The sequence below is a fragment of the Enterococcus sp. AMC1157 genome (assembly GCF_058216555.1).
The window spans coordinates 2,690,630-2,711,303 of record NZ_CM177099.1 but is presented as its reverse complement, the minus strand read 5'-3'; the positions used below and the strand labels follow the sequence as shown (position 1 = coordinate 2,711,303).

Genomic DNA, 20,674 nt, shown 5'->3' with positions numbered 1-20,674 from the left:
ACAACTAGGATTACACTACCATTAAAGAAGCAGGATGTATCCTTAATTGTTCGACTATTTTTTATCAGTTGGTTAACGTTCTATTTCACTTCAATCATTTTTTGCATATGATTGTACAAGTGTCCGCTGATAACTTGCTCAGCTACTACTTTAAAGCCTTTTCGTTCATACAAACGTTGCGCATTAGGATTGGCTTGATCCACACACAAACCGATTTTGTCTTTTTTCTCTCGACGGACAATAATTTCCAATGAGTCTAATAACTCTGAACCCACTCCTAAGCCTCTGAATTTTTCGTCCACACAAATCGTATCTAAATACCATTCATTAGGTAAAGTTTCAGGATCTGAAAAAAGTGGTTGTTTCTCCATCCCCTTTTCTTCCAACACTCGATAAAAAGGTTCTTCAATCATTGGTTCATCCTCTGCTGGATAACCAAAAGCAATTCCTGCAACCTCTCCATCAATCTCTTTCACTAATCCCCGTTGATATCCATAACGATAAGTTGGATCTGCAATTGCCTCCATCAACACTTCAATTGTTTTTTCATCCCCAACATTACGGACAAATGGCAGCTCCATGTCTTTTAAAATAACTAAGACTAATTGGGCAATAGCAAACGAATCATTTTTTTCGGCAAAACGAATCATAAAAATTCTCCTTCACTTTTATTGTTTTTTTCTGCTGAATGACACAATATTTGATATACTAGTAACAAGTCACAAAAAGCAGTGACGAAATTATTAAATTTACTAGGAGGGTCTGAAATGAATATTCTTTATATCTCAATTTCAGGAAATACTCGATCTTTTGTCACTCGAATGCAACAACTAGCAATTGAAAAACATGCAGAAAACCCTGATTTTCCTATTATACAAGCTAAAGAGGTTCACGACAATACTTTAGATTCTAAAGAGACCAAACCTTTTTTTGCTATCGTACCTACTTATCTTGAAGGTGGGAATGGTTTAGACAATGGCGATAAAGAAATTTTGACCGAAGCTTTACGTGAATACATTGCTTATGAAAATAATTCTTCCTACTGTTTAGGGGTAGTTGGTGGCGGAAATAAGAATTTTAACCATCAATACTGTTTAACTGCCAAACAATATGCTGACCAGTTTGAAATTCCTTTTTTAGCTGATTTTGAACTTCGAGGGAATTCATCAGAAATTGAAGAAATCTATCAATTATTGACAGAAAAATGGACACATATAGCTGATTAATAACAAAAAATAAATGAGGTGACATTTTGTTTCATGTACTAAGAACATTTCTTTCCGTCTATGAGACGCATAATTTTACAAGAAGTGCGGATAGTTTATTTTTATCACAGCCCACTGTTTCGACTCAAATCAAAAAATTAGAAGAACAATTAAATGTAACTTTATTTGTTCGTAAAGGAAAACAAGAAATCACTCCTACTAAGGAAGCTGATTTTCTTTACCCAAAAATCCAAAAAATCTTGGAAGAATGGGAAGATGCCATGCATCATGTCAATACACAACAGCATTTTAGAGAGCAGTGTATCATCGCCAGTTCACAGACATGCGGTGCTTACTTATTACCAAAATTCGCTTCTGTTTTAGTAACAAAATTTCCTTTGATTGATTTTAGTTTCCTTGTCATGTCCAGTGAAGATATTGTATTAGGTTTAGAAAAATCAAAGGTTGATTTTGGATTAATTGAAACACCTGAACGTAGTAATCAACTTGACCGACATTTAATTGCCACAGATGAACTAGTTGTTGCAGGAAATCCTGATTCTGAATATTGGATTTTACCAGACTCCATCTCTCCTTTAGGAAAAGTGAACGAAAATTATCTAAAAGTAAGAAACCTAGTCCCTCATATTATTCGTACCAACCGGCAAGAAATGACACTTTCTCTGATTAAAAGTGGTATTGGTAAAACCATTATCTCCAAACTTGCTTTAGAAAAAGATATTCCTTGGGTATCACTTGATTTGGAGAGCCAACGAAGTTTATATTTTCTTACTCGTCAAAAAATTGTCTCTGAAGAACTAGCCGAAGTTTCTGAATTTATTCAAGAACTCATTGATAAATATAATCACTAATTTTTTCTGAGGGCTAAAAATAACCACTCCCAAGATAACATCACTTATTTTGGGAGTGGTTATTTATCAAAATTTCGAGATGGAGGAAGAATATGCAGGAACGAATAGTAGTTATGTGGATTATCATTGTTGTAGTTGCTTTTTTAACTATTTTAGATGTTTATCAACGAATTAAATTAAAACAGAACGTCAAAGAGCATTGGGGGAAACTCCCGAAACAACCACGTTTTGATAAAGAACATAGTTTAAAAAATGCTTGGCTAGAAGAACGTAAGTATACAAATTTCGATAGTGAGATTGATGATATTACTTGGAATGATTTAGATATGTTTGCTGTTTTTGAACTAATTAATAGCACCTATTCTAGTGTTGGTTCTGAAGCATTGTATCAACGCTTACGAAATTACAATTGGCAAACAGATACAGAACTAGAGACACTGATAAATTTTTACCAGCAACATCCTGAGATACGAGAAAAAACTCAATATCGTTTTGCTCAATTAGGGAAACAAGATCGAAACTTTTCAAAACATTATCTTGGTCAAAATCAAAAAACGACGATTGGAAGTCTTCCGTTCTTCCTAATTTTAGGATTACTACCATTTTTAGGATTGTTTTTAATCCTATTCGGTCAGACCATTGGTATCGCTATTGTTATCGGTAGCTTGGTTTTTAATATGCTTTATTATCAACTAAAAAAAGCTCAACTAGAGACTGAGTTAAATAGTATGCGTTATTTGGTTCAAACTATTTCTACCGGAACAAAAATTGCCAAGCTAGATTCTCCCTTGCAAAAAGACTTAATACAAAGTTTAACTCATTTAAGAAGCATTCCTCGCTTTGGTTTTTCTTTTCGAATTAAAAATAATTCTGAAGCAGAAATGTTTTTTGACTATTTAAACATGATGTTGATGCTGCCTTTTATTTCATACAGTTTTGTATTAAATAAAATTTCACGCCATAATAAAGAGGCCCTTCATCTTTGGGAATTATTAGGGAAATTAGAAGTCGCAGCTGCCATTTTAAATTTTCGAACCTTCATGCCTTTGACTTGTCAGCCAACTATTGTAAATAGTGATGTCAAAGGGGAGAAAATTTATCACCCACTATTAGCTCAAGCGGTCACCAACTCTGTTGACTGGCAACAAACAACTTTAGTAACTGGTTCTAATGCCTCAGGAAAATCAACCTATGTTAAAAGTATTGCAATTAATTGTATTTTAGCTCAAACAATTCAAACTGCAATTGGTGAATCATTTGAACTAGCATCCGGTCATGTATTGACCTCAATGGCAGTCGAGGATGATCTTTCTCAAGGAGACAGTTATTTTGTAGCTGAAATTAAATCTGTCAAACGCTTATTGGATTTAGTCAAAACAAAGGAGCATTGTTACTGTTTTATTGATGAAATTTTGAAAGGAACCAATACAGTAGAAAGAATTGCCGCTTCTTCTAGTATTGTTTCATGGCTTGCTCAATCAAGTAGTTTGGCAATAGTTGCTACTCATGACATCGAATTGACTGAGATGTTAAAATCCAATTGCGACAATATTCATTTTTCAGAGCAAGTCACAGAAGATGAAGGAATTTCTTTTGACTATAAAGTAAAAGCTGGCCCCGCACAAACTCGAAATGCGATTGCTTTATTAAGCGTCTTAGGTTACCCAGAAGAAATTGTCCACCAGGCACAGAACAAAGCTTCATTTTTTGATGAATACAAAACATGGTACTAATTATCTATAAACAAAAACCAGTAAGGTCAGCTGATGAATTCTTCAAGCTGGACTTACTGGTTTTATTTATCCACAGTTTTGTTTGCAATTCAGACAATTAGTTGACGTTTCACAGAATTTCATCTGATATTTTTATAGAAAAGTTGTTTAATCACTCAACTTATTCCGCTTACATGAATAACAAAAGTTAATTTTCTGTGAAACAAAATTTTTTTACTCAAAAAAATGACTTGCTAAACTGTATTGATTTCCTTGAACAATATCAAATTGAATCAATTGATAGTCTTGATACAATTCTTGAAGTTTCGTAGAATCTGGCAAGGTTTCGCTCCATTCTTTTTCTAAATACATTCCTTTTTCAAAGGCTGGTAACTCTTTTTCTAACTCTAAAAGAAGCTGATGAAAAGGAGTTAAAGCCAACTGACTTCTTTCAAAGAGATTGGCAGTAAAATAGAATGGACTAGTTACTTGATTTTCTTCAAAAGCCCAATCCTCTTGAGAATCCCACATTAAAAATTCTGTATTTCTTAATGCAACTTCTGTATTTTCTGCTTGGATTTCTTCAGGATAGATTCCTGGCAAATGATCTCCCCAAAAAACGACTAAGGTTCGCTGAGGAAGTTGATCTAACGCTTCTAAAAAATCCTTTAACGCTCGACTCCCATAGGCAATATCCTGTAAATAATTCTTTAAAGTATTTTGATTCACTGCACCAGAGACACCGTACTCTAGATGTTCGTATTTTTCACCATAAGGCATGTGGGTTTGCATGGTCACTAAATGAACAAATTGCGGTTGATTTCCAGAGTCAATAATATCTAAAATTTGTTGATAGGCTGCCGCATCTGAAATGTAAGGGTTATTCTCAATTGTCTCAGTATAATCCATAGTATCTTGATCTAGAAATTGATCGAACCCAAAGACATCATAAACATCTTTACGTTTATACATTGACGTATCGTAAGGATGAATGGCTGTTGTTTGATAGCCACGATTTTCCACAAGAGAAACAATTGACGGAATTTGATCTAGTTTTGGAACAAGCATCGTGTATGGAGTTGTCATCTGAGGATTGAACAATTCCATTGAAAAGCTTGTTAATGCTTCAAATTCAATATTTGCGGTCCCCCCTCCATAATTTTGAGAGAGCATTTTCCCACTGTAGGTCTGTTGAGCCTTTTCATAATAATCTGCCAATGGTTCTCCTTGAACTTCTACCCCATTTAAATGTTGCGGATTGGAAAAACTTTCATTCATGATATAGATAATATTAGGTGTTTCTGTTTCTTGTATTTGCTCATTAACTTGATATTTCCCAACAACTTTTTCAATCATTTCTTTTGAATAATTCTCAGGCTTTTCCATCGCATCTACACGTAAATTAAACAAAAAACCACCAATGAAACCCGTATTATAATAGTTCATTTTCTGTGAATAGGGAATCCACAACGCCGTACGGTTATACCCCCTTCTTAGTAAGTTGTTTTCATTATTGAAGTCGCTAATATAAACTAATGCTAAACTACTCAATATCAGCAAACTTACACGAAGAATTTGTTTTCTTTTAGGGAATTTCAAACTACGATAGATTTGCCATAAAACCAATGACAGAACACAAATAATTGCAAATAGAGCTAGAATAAAAGGGCCTATGCCAATCATTTCTCTAATTAAGTTAAATTGCGTAATCATTTTTAAATCATCTGGATAGATTGGCTCTTGTCGATAAAGCATTTTTAAATAGGTTGCGTAGCCCAATAAAGTAATAAATACGCTATATAATGCGCCACCTACTTTTAACGATCCTGATAAGCTACTTAAAAAAAGATAAAAAACCAGCAATACAAGACTTCCGAGTAAAAATTTTTCTGTATGCCAGGAAAAAGCAAATTTTAACATTAAATCAATAGATAGATTATTTTGACACCATTGTAAATACAAATTACTTAAAATAATTCCCGCAATAATGAGTGGAGTGAGCCACCACTTTATTTTTTTACTTTTTTCCAAAGAAAAACCTCCTTTATCTTCAAGAAAAAAAGGTCATGACTTCTACAAGTCACAGCCCTATTTGTTTATTATAGTAGAATCCTTCACGGATAACAACTACTAGTAGCTTTGTAAAAAGTCCTTAATCCGCACATTTATCTTTCGTTTTTAATTACTATTAATAATAAAGTAACAAACTTCCAATCCATCTGTCCGTAAAGAACAGACATTGTGAGAGAGCGGTCTGAGCCTCTTATGAGTCTCAAACCTTTCGGCGTTTAAACGCAGTGTAAGAAAGTAGCAACTCACTACTTTCAACACTGCATAATTCATCCTCATCTTTAACTCACGATGTCTGTCTTTTCTACCAGATGGCTTTCCAGTTTTGACGGATTTTTTCTCATCAAATGTATCAATGTTTCATTCGCTAAAACTGGAAGAAAAAAACGAAGAAACTCATTGGTCGTGTATTAAAGAGCTGAATGAATTACACTGACTTAGTGTCTCACACTTAGTCAGTGTTTGAACGTCAGCAGCCAAAGAGACTCTGTCAAGAGGCTCTTGGCGGTCTCACACAATCAATGAGATTTCGGAGTTTTATTCTGGAAGTTTCAAATTTGATCTGACACTAACTGTATACAATAATAGTTTTTACTATTCATAAAAAAATCCTCATAAAATCTATTTACAAAAAACAGATTTTATAAGGATTTAACATTTACTGAAAGGTCAGTTTTTATGTTGCGTTTTATTTCCAAAACTCATCAAAAACAGTAATCGGTAGATGACGTTTATGTTGGGTTTTATTCCACCAGTTTTCAATTTTTTCTTGTGCTTCTATTGGGATTTTTTTTCCTTCTAAATAATCATCGATGTTTTCATAAGTAACACCTAAAGCTACTTCATCAGCTAATCCAGGTTTGCCATCTTCTAAGTCTGCAGTTGGTATTTTAGTATATAATTCTGCTGGCGCATCTAATTCTGCTAATAATTGTTTTCCTTGACGTTTATTCAAACGGAATAGCGGTAAAATATCTGCTCCGCCATCACCAAACTTAGTAAAGAAACCTGTAATATTTTCAGCTGCATGGTCAGTTCCTAAAACAGCTCCCGCATGTTCTCCAGCAATAGCATATTGTGTAATCATTCGCTGTCTTGCTTTGATATTTCCTTTATTAAAATCAGATATAGTTACTCCTGTTGCCTCTAAAGCAGCAACTTGAGCATCCACAGCAGGTTTGATATTTACAGTTAATTGACTATCCGCTTCAATAAAAGCCATCGCTCTTTTAGCATCTTCTTCATCCGTTTGCTCGCCGTAAGGTAAACGTACAGCGATGAAATAATAGTCTGAATCATTGGTTTCTTGACGCATTTCTTCCATCGCCAACTGTGCCAAACGTCCAGTCAATGTAGAATCTTGCCCACCACTAATTCCCAAAACAAAAGTTTTCAAAAAAGGATGTTTTCTTAAGTACGATTTTAGAAATTCAATACTTTTACGAATTTCTTTTTGTGGATCAATTTCTGGTTGAACACCTAGTTCTTTAATTATCTCTTCTTGTAAACTCATGAAACTTCTCCTCCTCGTTCACTAAACGCTTTGACTGCTTTACGAACTTTATCCATAATCGCCATTTTATGATTCCAGCATTCACTAGATAAGTCGACCGGGTAAGGTTGGGGATTTAGATCACGCTTATATTCTTCCCAAAGCGCATCTAAGCATTGATGAGAATATATTTTAATTTGATCCAATTCAGGTAAAGTATAAACTAATTCTCCATCCGAATAAATATTTTGTAATAACGGACGAGCATCAAAGTCAGTGACGGTCTTATTAATGTAAGTATGAACTGGATGGAACATATAAATACTCTCTTGTTCTAAAGGATTTTCATTCCAAAGAGTAATATAATCACCCTCTGATTTGCCATCGGATTTGCGCGTAATTCGCCAAACTTGTTTTTTTCCTGGAGTTGAAACTTTTTCAGCATTGCTAGATAATTTGATCGTATCTTCCAATACTCCTTGATCGTTCTCAATGGCTACTAATTTATAAACAGCACCTAAAGCTGGTTGATCATAGGCTGTAATTAGTTTAGTTCCTACACCCCACACATCAATTTTAGCTTTTTGCATCTTCAAACTTAAAATTGTACTCTCATCTAAATCATTGGAAGCATAAATTTTTGCCTCAGTATAACCTGCTTCATCTAATTGCTCGCGAACTTTTTTAGAAATATAAGCCATGTCCCCACTATCAATACGAACGCCCAAGAAATTAATTTCATCTCCCATTTCTCGAGCAACACGAATGGCATTTGGCACTCCTGATCGCAACGTATCATAGGTATCTACTAAAAAGACACAATCTTTATGAGTTTTGGCATAAGCCATAAATGCATCGTAATCATTGCCATAAGATTGTACTAATGAATGCGCATGGGTTCCACTAGCTGGAATACCAAAGATTTTCCCTGCTCGAACATTACTTGTTGCATCAGCTCCACCAATGTAAGCTGCTCGAGTTCCCCAAATAGCCGCATCCATTTCTTGTGCACGACGAGAACCGAATTCTAGCAATGGATCATTACCAATCACTGATTTGATTCTAGCTGCTTTCGTTGCAATTAGTGTTTGGAAATTAACAATATTTAACAGCGCGGTTTCAATTAATTGTGCTTGTGCTAAAGGTCCTTCAACTTGAATAATCGGCTCATTATTAAAGACCAAATCTCCCTCCAATACTGATCGCACAGTACAAGAAAATTTAAAGTCTTTCAAATAATCTAAAAATTCTTCCGAATATCCACCAATTTCTCGTAAATAAGTTAAATCTGTTTCTGTAAAAGATAATTGCTCTAAATACTGAACCAGTCTTTCTAAACCTGCAAAGACTGCATAACCATTTTTAAAAGGCATTTCTCTGAAATAGCATTCGAAAATAGCATGCTTGTCTGCTCGTCCTAATTCCCAGTATGTTTGCATCATATTAATTTGATACAGATCTGTGTGTAAAGTTAAACTATCATCTCGATAAATTTTTTGCATCAGACTACTCTCCTGTCGGTTTTCTATCTATTATTATAACAAATAATCTAAAAAAAACAGAACAAAACTCATTCAAAAAAAGAATGACTATCATTTATTTTGACAGACATCCTTTTTCGTTGATATTCATAGCTTTCTTTTTAAAACCTTCGCTACACTCCACCACGAAGTCTGCTTTTAGTTTCAATCAGTAGAAGCTTCATTCCTCTTCTTCTCACTCTGTTACTTTCTGCTTAAAACGTTTGACTTGAGAAACAAAAATAACTGTAGCAATACCAATGATAACGAGGATAAATAGCCAATAAATAAAAGTCATGCTGCTCCTCCTAACAACTTTCTTGTATAGTATAAAAATACCCAAACTATTAGAAAGACTACTCAATTTCGCCTCTCATTTTAGTTTGGGTATTTTACAGTCAGAGAAAATTCTAACTTTTCTTTTTAAAGAAGGATTACATCATTCCTCCACCCATCATTGATGGGTCCATTGGTGGAACTTGTGCACCTGCTGGATCAGGTTTGTCCGCAACTACAGCTTCAGTTGTTAATAATAATGCAGCGACTGAAGCAGCATTTTGTAATGCAGAACGTGTTACTTTAGTAGGATCGACAATCCCTGCTTCAAGCATGTTCACCCATTCTCCATTTGCAGCATTAAAACCAACACCAAGGTCAGCATTTTTCAAACGATCAATAATTACTGATCCTTCATAACCAGCATTTTCAGCGATTTGACGAACAGGTTCTTCTAACGCTCGTAAAACGATACGCACTCCTGTTGCTACGTCACCTTCTGCTTCAACTTCAGCTACTTTAGCTAAAACATTAACTAAAGCTGTTCCTCCACCAGAAACCATGCCTTCTTCAACTGCCGCACGAGTAGCATTCAAAGCATCTTCAATACGTAGTTTTAATTCTTTTAATTCTGTTTCAGTTGCAGCACCAACTTTGATTACTGCTACTCCACCAGCTAATTTAGCCAAACGTTCTTGTAATTTTTCACGATCAAATTCAGAAGTTGTTTCAGCAATTTGATTTCTGATTACTTGAACACGAGCATCGATTGCTTCTTTACTTCCAGAACCTTCAACAATTGTTGTATTATCTTTATCAACCACAACTTTGCTTGCTTGTCCTAAAGTATCAATCGTTGCATCTTTTAATTCTAAACCTAAATCTTCAGTAATCACTGTCGCACCGGTTAGAACTGCTAAATCTTCTAACATTGCTTTACGACGATCCCCAAAGCCAGGAGCTTTAACAGCTACGACATTAAAAGTTCCTCGAATTTTGTTTAATACTAGAGTTGGTAAAGCTTCACCATCTACGTCATCAGCAATAATTAACAATGGTTTAGATTGTTGTAAAATTTGCTCTAATAAAGGTAAGATATCTTGAATGTTTGAAATCTTTTTATCTGTAATTAAGATATAAGGATTTTCTAAATCAGCTTCCATTTTATCGTTGTTTGTTACCATATATTGAGATAGGTAACCACGATCAAATTGCATACCTTCAACAACTTCTAATTCAGTTTCAATCCCACGAGATTCTTCGATAGTGATTACACCGTCATTGCCAACTTTTTCCATTGCATCCGCAATATATTGACCTACTTGTTCACTACCAGAAGAAACTGCTGCTACTTGTGCAATCGCTTCTTTTGAATCAACGATAGAAGAAATACTGTGTAATTCTTCAACAGCTGCTTTAGTCGCTAACTCAATTCCTCGACGGATACCTAATGGATTAGCACCAGCTGTTACGTTTTTTAGACCTTCGCGAACGATGGCTTGTGTTAAAACTGTTGCTGTTGTTGTCCCGTCACCGGCAATATCATTAGTTTTAGAAGCAACTTCTGATACTAATTTTGCTCCCATATTTTCAAAATGGTCTTCTAATTCGATTTCTTTGGCGATTGTTACACCATCGTTGGTAATTAATGGAGAACCATAAGATTTTTCTAAAACGACGTTACGACCTTTTGGACCTAATGTTACTTTTACTGTATCTGCTAATTTATCTACTCCTCGTAACATTGCTGCACGAGCGTCTTCTGCAAATTTAATTTCTTTTGCCATGATTTCTTTCACCTCAAAATTTTTTTATGTTAAAAAATTATTCTACGATTGCAACGATATCTTTAGCTGAAAAAATTAGATATTCTTTACCATCATATTTTACTTCTGAACCAGCAAATTTTTCGAATAATACAGTGTCTCCAATTTTGACTGGAGCTGCTGCTAATTCACCATTATCTAAGACGCGACCTTCTCCCACAGCAACGACTGTTCCTGTTTGTGGTCTTTCTTTTGCTGCTGAGGCTAAAACTAATCCTCCAACAGTTTTTTCTTCTTCTTTTGCGACTTCGATCAATACTCGATCACCTAATGGTTTCAACACGATAAATCCCTCCAATTAATTTCTATTAACTATGATTTTTTTAGAATTAGCACTCTGATAGTTCGAGTGCTAACTTACAAAACTAATATTACTCATTTTCGATACAGAATGCAAGTCTTTTGAATTAATTTTTTATTCAGATACTGAAATAGCTTGGCATTTATAATTCAGCACAAAACTGGAAGACCCTCTTTCCTAAAAAGTTACTCATTACCAGAGACCACTCTGAGCCTTCTTTCAAAGTCTCAAAACTTTAGGCGTTCAAACACCGTGTAGAAAGTAGCAACCCACTACTTCCAACACGGTATATTTCATCCTCATATTCAGCTGACTATTAGTAATCTTTTTCCCAACTGGTCATCCAGTTTTTAACAATTGATTTTTTTAAATTCACAAGAATAAAGCCATAGCCAGAAATTGGAGGAACAAACAGAGAAAACACTCTTGTAGTGTGCTAAAGAGCTGAATGAATTACTCTGAATTAGTGCGACTAGCACTTAATCAGAGTTTGAACGTCAGCAACCAAAGAGACTCTGCAAAGAGGCTCTTGGCGATCTCACACAACAAGGGTATTTTCGGAGATTTGTTCTGGAAATTTCAAATTAAAATTAATGATCTTTACATTCCAAGTCAATTAAAAATAGAATTCCTTTGTCTACACCAAAATCTGGCTTTTTGATATAATAAAAGCATAGAAACGGAGGGGGATTATGTCTACAAAAAAATATAGTTTGTTGACAATTGTCTTATATTCAATTGTCTTTATAACTCCAGCTTTTTTTAGCCTTAGCGGTGATCCTATTATAGTCACTACTATTTTGTACTTTGCAGGTGCTCTTTTAATGCTTGGTTTGTATTTCACACAAAAGGAGTTACTCTCATTTGAAAGCAAAGAGAATTCGTGGATGAGAATTTTATTAATCGGTTTAGCAAGTATTTATTTGTCCATTTTATTGCAAAATGCTGTTATGCAAATTGAACAATTCTTAGGACAATCTGTTGGCTCTGAAAACACGCAAGGAATTCTTGAAATTGTTAAGTTGCAACCTTTGTTTATTATTGCGATAACAATAGGTGCACCAGTAATGGAAGAATTTGTGTTCAGACGGGCGCTTCCTGGTCTTTTAGAATCAAAAATGAATACATGGCTAGCTTTTGTCATTAGCTCTTTGTTATTTGCCATCGCTCATTTTGATGGACACATTTTGCTTTATTTTTCTTTAGGAATGTTTTTTAGTCTTCTCTATTATGTAACTGGGAGCATTTGGACATCGATTATTGCCCATGCGGGAATGAATGCTTTGGTAGTTATTGTCTCATTAATCTTTACGTAAAAAATATCCGAACAAGTTAGAAGTCATTTCACAGATTTAGGTGAAGTTCTTCCCTTGTTCGGATATTTTTCTATAAACTGACTTATATTTTATTAGATCGCAAATAAGGCTGAAGCTCTATCTGGATCTGTATCATAAACTTTTACTTGTTCACCGACACCAAAATCGTGTTCTCTTAAAACACTTTCCATAGTCATATGTGCCAATTCTTTTAAATTATTTTCTCGACTTAAATGTCCCAAATAAATTCGTTTTGTATTATCCGTTAGAATATCAGTCATTACTAGCGCACCATCTTCATTAGATAGGTGACCTCTGTCACCAAGAATTCGTTGTTTTAAATTCCATGGATAACCACCCATTCGTAGCATTTCTAAATCATGATTACTTTCCATTAAGTAGGCATCTGCCCCACGAATCGTTCCTCGTAAATGATCGCTACAGTAACCAGTATCTGTCAACATAACAAATGATTTACCATCTTTATAAAAACGATAAAACTGTGGTGCGGCTGCATCATGGGAAACACCAAAACTTTCAATGTCCATGTCGCCAAAGGTTAAAACTTTTCCCATTTCAAATAAATGCTTTTGTGCAATATCGACATTTCCAATAAGTGGTGACATTGCTTCCCAAGTTTTTTCATTAGCAAAGACATCTAACTTATATTTACGAGCAAGTACTCCAACACCATGAATATGATCGCGATGTTCATGAGTGACTAAAATAGCGTCTAGTTCTTCAGGTCTACGATTTACTTCAGCCAACAATGAAGTAATTTTTTTCCCACTCAAACCGGCATCTACCAAGATTTTTTTCTTATCACTCTCGATAAACAGGGAGTTACCAGAACTACCACTGGCTAATATGCTGATTTGAAATGCTTGTTGTTTCTCCATTGTTGCGACTTCCTCTCTCGTTAAAAAACTATCTTCTATTATAACTCTTTTGCTATTGATTTTCTACCGTTCGAACTGTACTATTTGTGATGATTCGATTGGTTAAAGCATTAACTCGTTCAATCTGAACACTGCCATCAGGCATTTCGATTGCTACATACCACGCAGGAACGTAGACACTTTTCCCACGAACTCTTAAAGTTAATGTATAGGCTAACTGTTGCCATCTAATAATACTACTACTAGGAATTTTATTATTTATATACAGTGTGTTTATTATTTCTTCTTCAGAATAAAGAGACATTCCTTCCCGTAAAGGAATTAGATTAGAAATGTACGTTTGAGTATAACTATCCACTTCCAATAAATCTTCGTGTCGTTCTAATGACAGATTTAGTCTTCCTGAAGGATCATTAATTGGAATTCCTTCATAGGTTTGAGCGGCCACAGCTTCTGGAAATTCTCCATCAATTGACGACCACTCACTCACATAAACATATTCCTGACCCAAAAGAACGGAATCCTCTTGATTAAAATAGTTTTGTAATGTTTCATCCATTCTATCACTATCACTAATATAAACCTGTTTAGAAACTTGATGCATCAAAGTTCCTCCTTCAATCGTAGTCCCTTCTTTTAGTAAATCAGGATTGTTTGATTGAGCACGAGCTTCATCTAACAAGTTTTTCATATCCGCAGGTTCACCACTTAAATAATATCCTTCTAAACGTTCTTTAGACAATTCATTATTTACTTGAATATTTTCTGAAGACAAACGCTGTTCAATCGGGACTCTTTGATTTGATCGAAAAACAACGTCTTGTTCAGAACGCGCATCCCGATAAATCGAAAATAAGAAAATATTTAATCCAAGAAAAGCTAAGAAAAAAATCCATTCAACTCGCTTAAAGTCCATTCAATGGTCCCTCACTTTCTTGAAGTTGATTTAATAGCTGATGGTATTGCACCCAAATCCCTTCATACTTAACATACCAATTTGGTTCTAGGTCAACTACACCACTATCTTCTAAATTACGCCAATTATAACCAACGATAATCATTTCAATCAATTCTTTATCAGCTCCATAGGCAATCAAATTGCTAACTACAGAGTGACTAGATGGCAGCTCTCTTTCATTTTCAGAAGGGATAGGTACTTGAATAGTGTTCAGAGCTGCTCTGATTTCCACAATTCGTTGATTCCCTAAAGCATTGTTAGAGAAATTCAATTGAATTCTTCCTTCATCTTGATTGCTAAAAATTGGAAAACCTTCCACAAAAAACCGATAGTCCATCATAGACTGAGATTGGTCAAACAGGCGTAATGAGCCATAGTTTGTTCCTAAGCCGCGAATGTATCGATAGCTTTGATCATACATATCTACAATGTTCTCAATCTTTGTCGTTCCTCGATAGGTCACAAGTTGCTGATTTTGTCTAATATTCATGGATTCCGATCCATCATAAAGGTTTAAATTAGCACTAGCATCATTACTTCGAATATTTTTTGGATTTGTAAAAAAGGAATCACGGAAAACAGTGTAGGGTCTCAAGGCTGAAATATAACTAAACATTGGAAGTTTGACCGTTTCATACGTGTAGTACTGATAAAATTTTAGTTCTGAATCTCGGAAGACATCCACCCAAGCTGCCGTGTCATCTTGGAATATTTCTTGGAAATCATTTACTTCTGAAGTGATGTCCGCTTCTATTATAGTTTGCTCAATTCGATTCAAAAATCGAATTTTTTTGGTTTCTAAATCGATTTGAATTTGTAAAAAAGCACGGTCACGACGTATGGCATTTGTAGTTGGTAAGCCAACATCAAATGTTGTTAAATAGACCTCCAAAGGTAAAGACGCGGCATAAGTCATTTCAATTCCATTCATTAAGGTAGCTGCTGCTGCATACTCTTCTTTTGTTGAGTATTTTATCAATTCGGCCTCTTGATAGTCCGCATCACTTAATAAGGTTTGAACCCTTTTCATAAAACTTTCTGTATTTGTTTCTTGAATATCTTCATTCGATATTCGTGTTAATCGTAAAGGCAAAAAAATCTCTGACGAATCTTTTACATTTTGTTCGTTTTGTAATTCAGAATTCACTTCTTTTTCTGTATCCAAATCGCGATTGGTAGGACTTAACCAAATAAGATAGGTTAAAAAGAAACTTAAGGCAATCATCGCAACTAAACCAAAACGAACGAATCTTTCCACTAATTTCATTCCCACCAATCCTCCTCATAAGGTTCATAAGGCAGACTAATAAAGAAAGTTGAGCCTACATTTTCACGACTCTCTGCCCAAATTGTTCCACCATGTGCTTTTAACACTTCTCTTGAAATCGCCAATCCTAGACCCGTTCCACCTTGTTCTCTAGCTCTCGCTTTATCTACACGATAGAAACGATCAAAAATTTTCGTTAAATCTTTTTTCGGAATTCCTAGACCTTGATCGGTTACACTTAAAATTATATTATTATGTGTTTCCACCAATCGAACCGTGATCACACCACCATCTGGGGAGTATTTAATCGCGTTATTCATAATATTATCAATAACTTGAATCATTCGATCGGCATCAACTTCCATCCATAAATCTCTTTGTGTGAATTCTCTACGGATAATATAATTTTTCTCATGATTATTGACCATCATATCAAAACGATCCAAGACAAAATGAACCAAATCTTTAAAATTGATTAATTCAAACTGATAGTCGGTATTTCCACTATCCATTCGAGAAAGATTAAGCAAATCATTAATCATTCGAATCATACGATCCGTTTCGTCTAGAGTCACTTTTAAGAAGTTAGGAGCAATTTTCTCATCTTTCCAAGCGCCCTCATTTAACGCCTCCAAGTAACTTCGCATACTCGTAAGTGGTGTACGCAATTCATGAGAAACGTTCGAAACGAATTCTCTTCTTTCTTGTTCCGTTTTTTCTTGTTCAGTGACATCATGAATTACCGCCACTAAACCAGATATAAATCCGGATTCTCGACGAATCATTGAGAAATCAATTCTTAAAATTAACGATTCGATATTCGCATCATTTGATGGACGATTCAATAAAATTTCGTCTGGATTTTCTAAAAGTTTGCGTAGTGTATATTCCTCATCCATATCAAATAGAGTCAGGATTGATTGCCCAATCGCTTCTTCTTGCTTAACGTTCAATAAAGACAAGGCCATCTCATTAATGATAATGACTTTTCCTCGACGGTCAGTGGCTACAACCCCATCAGTCATATGAGCTAGTACACTGTTTAAGCGATTTCTTTCCGATTCCATCGCTTCTTGAGTTTCTGCAATTCTTTCACCCAATTGATTAAAAGTTTCGGCTAGTTGCCCCAGTTCATCTTTTCCTTTTACTGGTACTTTTCGACCATAATCGCCTTTAGCAATGCGCAATGCTTGGTCTTGCATCTCACCAATCGGTTGTGTAATCGAGCGAGAAATTAATACTGCAACAATAATGGAGATAACAATGGCTACAATTGAAGCTGTGATAAAGATATAAGCAATATTAATAATTTCTCGATATTTTTCTTCCAAATCACTTTTCACGAACAGCACACCCACCACGGTATCTCCCGCAGCTTGAATTACTTGAACATTAAATTGAGTTCGTTCTCCTGTTTCACCGTCTACTGCACTAAAACTACGATTCGTAAAATCATCAATCAGAGGTTCCTCATTCTTTTTTCCAATAGCTGTTCGATCCGCACTCGTTGTTGCTCGAATAATACTCTTTTGATCTACCACGGTCATTTCAATAATATCTGGCGAATCACTGTTTTCAATTATTCGTTGAATTTCACTATTCACTTGCTCATCGTTGGTTCCATCTTGACCAACCAAATAATTCCCCAAGGTATTTGCCAAGGTTTCAACTTGAATATTCATCCCATTTTTAAAACTATCGATGGTTGTTCTTTCCAATCCGCGAATAAAATACGCCCCGATAATCTGGATTGAGATTAACAAAATCAAGATAAATGTCAGGGCGATTTTAAAGTTCACCGATTGAAAAAAGCGAACTTTATTTTTCATATATGTTTACTCCTGTTCCGGATTGCGTAGATAATACCCTACTCCACGACGAGTGACTAAATAATTCGGATGGCTAGGGTTATCTTCGATCTTTTCTCGGAGACGTCGAACCGTCACATCTACTGTTCGTACATCACCAAAATAATCATATCCCCAAACAGTCTGCAATAAATGTTCTCGTGTCATTACTTGTCCGATATGTTTGGCAAGATAATGCAATAATTCAAATTCACGATGAGTCAATTCAATTGCGGCACCACGCTTTGTTACCATATATGCGTCTGGATGGATGGTCAAATCACCAATTGGTAATTCTGAATTCGCTGGCTCTTCGACTTCTTTTCCAGCTGAAGAACCACGACGAAGATTAGCTTTTACCCTCGCTACTAATTCACGGTTAGAGAAAGGTTTCGTCACATAATCATCTGCGCCTAATTCTAAACCTAATACTTTATCAATTTCTGAATCTTTTGCTGTAACCATAATAATTGGCATATCATAGGTTTTACGAACTTCACGAGCCACTTCTAACCCATCCATTTTCGGTAACATTAAATCAAGTAAAATCAAATCAGGTTCAACTTCCTTTACTTGCTCTAACGCTTCTTCCCCATCATAAGCTGTATAGACTTCATAGCCTTCTTTGGTGAGATTGAATTTGACAATATCTGAGATTGGTTTTTCATCGTCTACGACTAATATTTTTTTCACAAAAGGTCACCTCATCTTTATTTATACTACTCACTATTTGTAGGTATCGTAATCATTATACATGATTTTGACCTGTCTTTCATTAAAAGTCTATTTTCACTAAGAGCTTCTTAAGAAAATATGAGAGCTCTTTTTCCAATCGGTTGGGTCTGATCATAATATTGGCATTTTTAATTTCAAACAGAGTTTTCGTTGTGTATTTTTTTGACTAGGTTATATTTAACAAAAAACACTCAGAAAGAAAAATCTTCTTGAGTGTTTTAAAAGTATTAATTATCCAATAGTTGTAGAGCGATTCCTAGTAAACCTGGTCCTGTATGCACAACTAAGGCCGGAGAAATAGTTCCAAATAAAACAGACTCCGCCTTTGGAAAAGCTGCTGCTAATTTTTTTTGAACTTCAAGCCCTTCTTCTAGAGCATCACCATGAGCTACTGCTAAACGAAACTTTGGATAATCACCGATGAATTCCTTCACTACCTTAATCATTTTTTCCACACTTTTATTACGTCCGCGAGATTTAGCCACAGTATAATAAATTCCTTCTTCATTACAAGAAATCGTCGGATTTAGTTTCAAAGCAGTTCCTACAATTGAAGCAACTAAACCAATTCTTCCACCTTTTTGTAAATATTCTAAGGTTGCTACATTAAAATATACTTTAGATTCTTTAACTTTTTTCTCGAGTTTAGCAATTAACTCCTCAAATTCTAACCCTTGATCAATATATTCCGCTGCTAAAATACATTGAATTCCTGCTCCTATGCCGATACTTTTTGTATCAAGGACATAAACTTCCAATCCTTCTTGTTCTTCGCCCATTAAACGTAAAATATTGTGAGTTCCACTCAAACCACTAGAAATAGTCATAACTAATACTTGTTGATACCCCTGAGCTTTGATTTCATCAAATATTTTCTGAATTCCTTCGCCATCTGGTAATGAAGTACTTGGAATTTCTCTTTTAAAACCTTCATACACTTCTTCAGGAGTAATGTCTACTTTATCTGTGTAAGTTCGATCTTTATAAATAATTTTTAATGGAATCATAAATATGCCATATCTATCCATCACTTCTTGAGGAACATCTGTCCCTGAATCTACCAACAATGCAATTTTTTTATTCATTTTTTTCCACCTTATTTCTTTTAATGTCGCGAATTGTAAAATTAAGTTAGAAAAATAAAAAAGCCATTTATGGTACACTCAAATTGTATTTCCGACCAAAGAAAACAAAGGAGTGTAAACCATAAATGACCTACAAACATCTTACCATAGACGAACTGACTATGATAGAATCTTATTTTCTTCAAGGGACTAAACCGACTGATATTGCCAAACGAATGAAACGCGCTATTCAAACGATTTATACGGTCGTTAATCAATTTAAATTAGGCAAGACAGCACTTGATTATTGGTATCAGTATAAAGAAAATAAGAAAAAATGTGGTAGAAAAGTCATTCAATTACCTGCTCATGAAGTGGATTACATTAAAGAGAAAGTTTCTCTTGGTTGGACGCCTGACACCATTATTGGGCGTCAAGAATTAACTATTTCATGTGGTATGAGAACACTCTACCGTTTGTTTTCTAAAGGAATATTTGATGTTGAAACACTACCTATGAAAGGGAAAAGAAAACCTAATGGCCATCAGGAAAAACGTGGAAAACAACAGTTTAAGCGTTCAATCCATAATCGACTTGATAATTATCCAGATTTCAATTCTGAATTCGGTCACCTTGAAGGTGATACAATTGTTGGCGTTCATCATAAAAGTGCCGTCATTACTTTGGTTGAAAGATTATCTAAAGTAATTATCACGATTAAACCTAACGGCCGTAAGGCATCAGATATTGAAACTGCCCTTAACTGTTGGTTTTCTCGCTTTCCTAAAAACTTCTTTAAATCCATTACCTTTGACTGTGGAAAAGAATTTTCTAACTGGAAAACTGTCAGTAATCAGCATGATATTGCTATTTATTTTGCTGATCCTGGAACACCTTCTCAACGTCCATTAAACGAGAATTCCAACGGGATTCTACGTCGTAACGGATTACCAAAATCAATGGATTTTAGAGAAGTCGACCAACCATTTATTTCAAGCGTCAGCAATCAACGTAATCATATTCCAAGAAAATCCTTGAATTACAAAACACCTATCGAAGTATTTTTGAGCTATGTACAAGAAGCATTTTATTCTAACTTAATTTGACAAATCATATGTATTAAAATTTCTGAAAATTGAAATTTTAGTTTGATCGAAATGCCGGATACCATTCCACTACTCTTACTCCTTGCTCAGTGGAACTGGCAACCTTATTTCTTTTAATGTATTAAAATTTCTGAAAATCGAAATTTTTGTTTGATCGAAATGCCGGATACCATTCCACTACTCTTACTCCTTGCTCAGTGGAACTGGC

At 35.0% G+C, this 20,674-nt stretch carries 17 protein-coding genes; 5 read left to right on the top strand and 12 right to left on the bottom strand.

Features of this window, described 5'->3' with window-relative positions; translation table 11 throughout:
• Window positions 1-80 precede the first annotated feature (80 nt).
• A complete protein-coding gene (locus AC4BBX_RS13225) occupies window positions 81-650 on the bottom strand; it encodes a GNAT family N-acetyltransferase (RefSeq protein WP_490454278.1) in 570 nt (189 codons plus the stop codon).
• 117 nt (window positions 651-767) lie between these two features.
• Here AC4BBX_RS13225 and nrdI point away from each other — a divergent pair, with 117 nt between their 5' ends.
• The 3 genes from nrdI (at window position 768) to AC4BBX_RS13210 (ending at window position 3,810) form a co-directional block, all read left to right on the top strand.
• Window positions 768-1,226 carry a class Ib ribonucleoside-diphosphate reductase assembly flavoprotein NrdI gene (gene nrdI / locus AC4BBX_RS13220; protein WP_490454277.1) on the top strand — a complete coding sequence of 153 codons (459 nt, stop codon included), beginning with the start codon at window positions 768-770 and terminating at the stop codon, window positions 1,224-1,226.
• 26 nt (window positions 1,227-1,252) lie between these two features.
• On the top strand, window positions 1,253-2,077 hold the full coding sequence (locus tag AC4BBX_RS13215; protein ID WP_490454276.1) for a LysR family transcriptional regulator: 825 nt from the start codon (window positions 1,253-1,255) through the stop codon (window positions 2,075-2,077).
• A gap of 92 nt (window positions 2,078-2,169) precedes the next feature.
• Window positions 2,170-3,810 (top strand): MutS-related protein, encoded by a 1,641-nt coding sequence (locus AC4BBX_RS13210; protein ID WP_490454275.1) that lies wholly within the window; start codon window positions 2,170-2,172, stop codon window positions 3,808-3,810.
• Between the two features lie 213 nt (window positions 3,811-4,023).
• Here the strand turns inward: AC4BBX_RS13210 and AC4BBX_RS13205 are convergent, their stop codons facing one another.
• From AC4BBX_RS13205 to groES, 5 genes are all read right to left on the bottom strand, one after another.
• On the bottom strand, window positions 4,024-5,820 hold the full coding sequence (locus AC4BBX_RS13205) for an LTA synthase family protein (RefSeq protein WP_490454274.1): 1,797 nt from the start codon (window positions 5,818-5,820) through the stop codon (window positions 4,024-4,026).
• A 727-nt stretch (window positions 5,821-6,547) separates the two neighbouring features.
• Window positions 6,548-7,372 carry an NAD(+) synthase gene (gene nadE / locus AC4BBX_RS13200; protein WP_490454273.1) on the bottom strand — a complete coding sequence of 275 codons (825 nt, stop codon included), beginning with the start codon at window positions 7,370-7,372 and terminating at the stop codon, window positions 6,548-6,550.
• Complete coding sequence (locus tag AC4BBX_RS13195) at window positions 7,369-8,853, bottom strand: nicotinate phosphoribosyltransferase (protein ID WP_490454272.1); 1,485 nt, start codon at window positions 8,851-8,853, stop codon at window positions 7,369-7,371. The genes nadE and AC4BBX_RS13195 overlap by 4 nt, the downstream gene beginning before the upstream one ends.
• A gap of 452 nt (window positions 8,854-9,305) precedes the next feature.
• Window positions 9,306-10,934 carry a chaperonin GroEL gene (groL, locus tag AC4BBX_RS13190; RefSeq protein WP_490454271.1) on the bottom strand — a complete coding sequence of 543 codons (1,629 nt, stop codon included), beginning with the start codon at window positions 10,932-10,934 and terminating at the stop codon, window positions 9,306-9,308.
• Between the two features lie 37 nt (window positions 10,935-10,971).
• Window positions 10,972-11,256, bottom strand: a complete 285-nt coding sequence (gene groES, locus AC4BBX_RS13185) for a co-chaperone GroES (protein ID WP_490454270.1) — start codon at window positions 11,254-11,256, stop codon at window positions 10,972-10,974.
• Window positions 11,257-11,966: 710 nt separating this feature from the next.
• Between groES and AC4BBX_RS13180 the strand changes: the two genes are divergently transcribed.
• Window positions 11,967-12,590, top strand: a complete 624-nt coding sequence (locus AC4BBX_RS13180) for a CPBP family intramembrane glutamic endopeptidase (protein WP_490454269.1) — start codon at window positions 11,967-11,969, stop codon at window positions 12,588-12,590.
• 92 nt (window positions 12,591-12,682) lie between these two features.
• Here the strand turns inward: AC4BBX_RS13180 and AC4BBX_RS13175 are convergent, their stop codons facing one another.
• The 6 genes from AC4BBX_RS13175 to AC4BBX_RS13150 form a co-directional block, all read right to left on the bottom strand.
• Window positions 12,683-13,489, bottom strand: a complete 807-nt coding sequence (locus AC4BBX_RS13175; RefSeq protein WP_490454268.1) for an MBL fold metallo-hydrolase — start codon at window positions 13,487-13,489, stop codon at window positions 12,683-12,685.
• Between the two features lie 52 nt (window positions 13,490-13,541).
• Window positions 13,542-14,405, bottom strand: coding sequence for a two-component system regulatory protein YycI (locus AC4BBX_RS13170; RefSeq protein WP_490454267.1), 864 nt, complete (start codon window positions 14,403-14,405; stop codon window positions 13,542-13,544).
• Complete coding sequence (locus tag AC4BBX_RS13165) at window positions 14,395-15,714, bottom strand: YycH family regulatory protein (protein WP_490454266.1); 1,320 nt, start codon at window positions 15,712-15,714, stop codon at window positions 14,395-14,397. Before AC4BBX_RS13165 ends, AC4BBX_RS13170 begins: the two co-directional genes overlap by 11 nt.
• Window positions 15,711-17,543 (bottom strand): cell wall metabolism sensor histidine kinase WalK, encoded by a 1,833-nt coding sequence (walK, locus tag AC4BBX_RS13160; protein ID WP_490454265.1) that lies wholly within the window; start codon window positions 17,541-17,543, stop codon window positions 15,711-15,713. Before walK ends, AC4BBX_RS13165 begins: the two co-directional genes overlap by 4 nt.
• Before the next feature lie 6 nt (window positions 17,544-17,549).
• On the bottom strand, window positions 17,550-18,254 hold the full coding sequence (gene yycF, locus AC4BBX_RS13155; RefSeq protein ID WP_490454264.1) for a response regulator YycF: 705 nt from the start codon (window positions 18,252-18,254) through the stop codon (window positions 17,550-17,552).
• 269 nt (window positions 18,255-18,523) lie between these two features.
• On the bottom strand, window positions 18,524-19,381 hold the full coding sequence (locus AC4BBX_RS13150; RefSeq protein ID WP_490454263.1) for a DegV family protein: 858 nt from the start codon (window positions 19,379-19,381) through the stop codon (window positions 18,524-18,526).
• Window positions 19,382-19,506: 125 nt separating this feature from the next.
• Between AC4BBX_RS13150 and AC4BBX_RS13145 the strand changes: the two genes are divergently transcribed.
• A complete protein-coding gene (locus AC4BBX_RS13145; protein ID WP_490453847.1) occupies window positions 19,507-20,466 on the top strand; it encodes an IS30 family transposase in 960 nt (319 codons plus the stop codon).
• Window positions 20,467-20,674 lie beyond the last annotated feature (208 nt).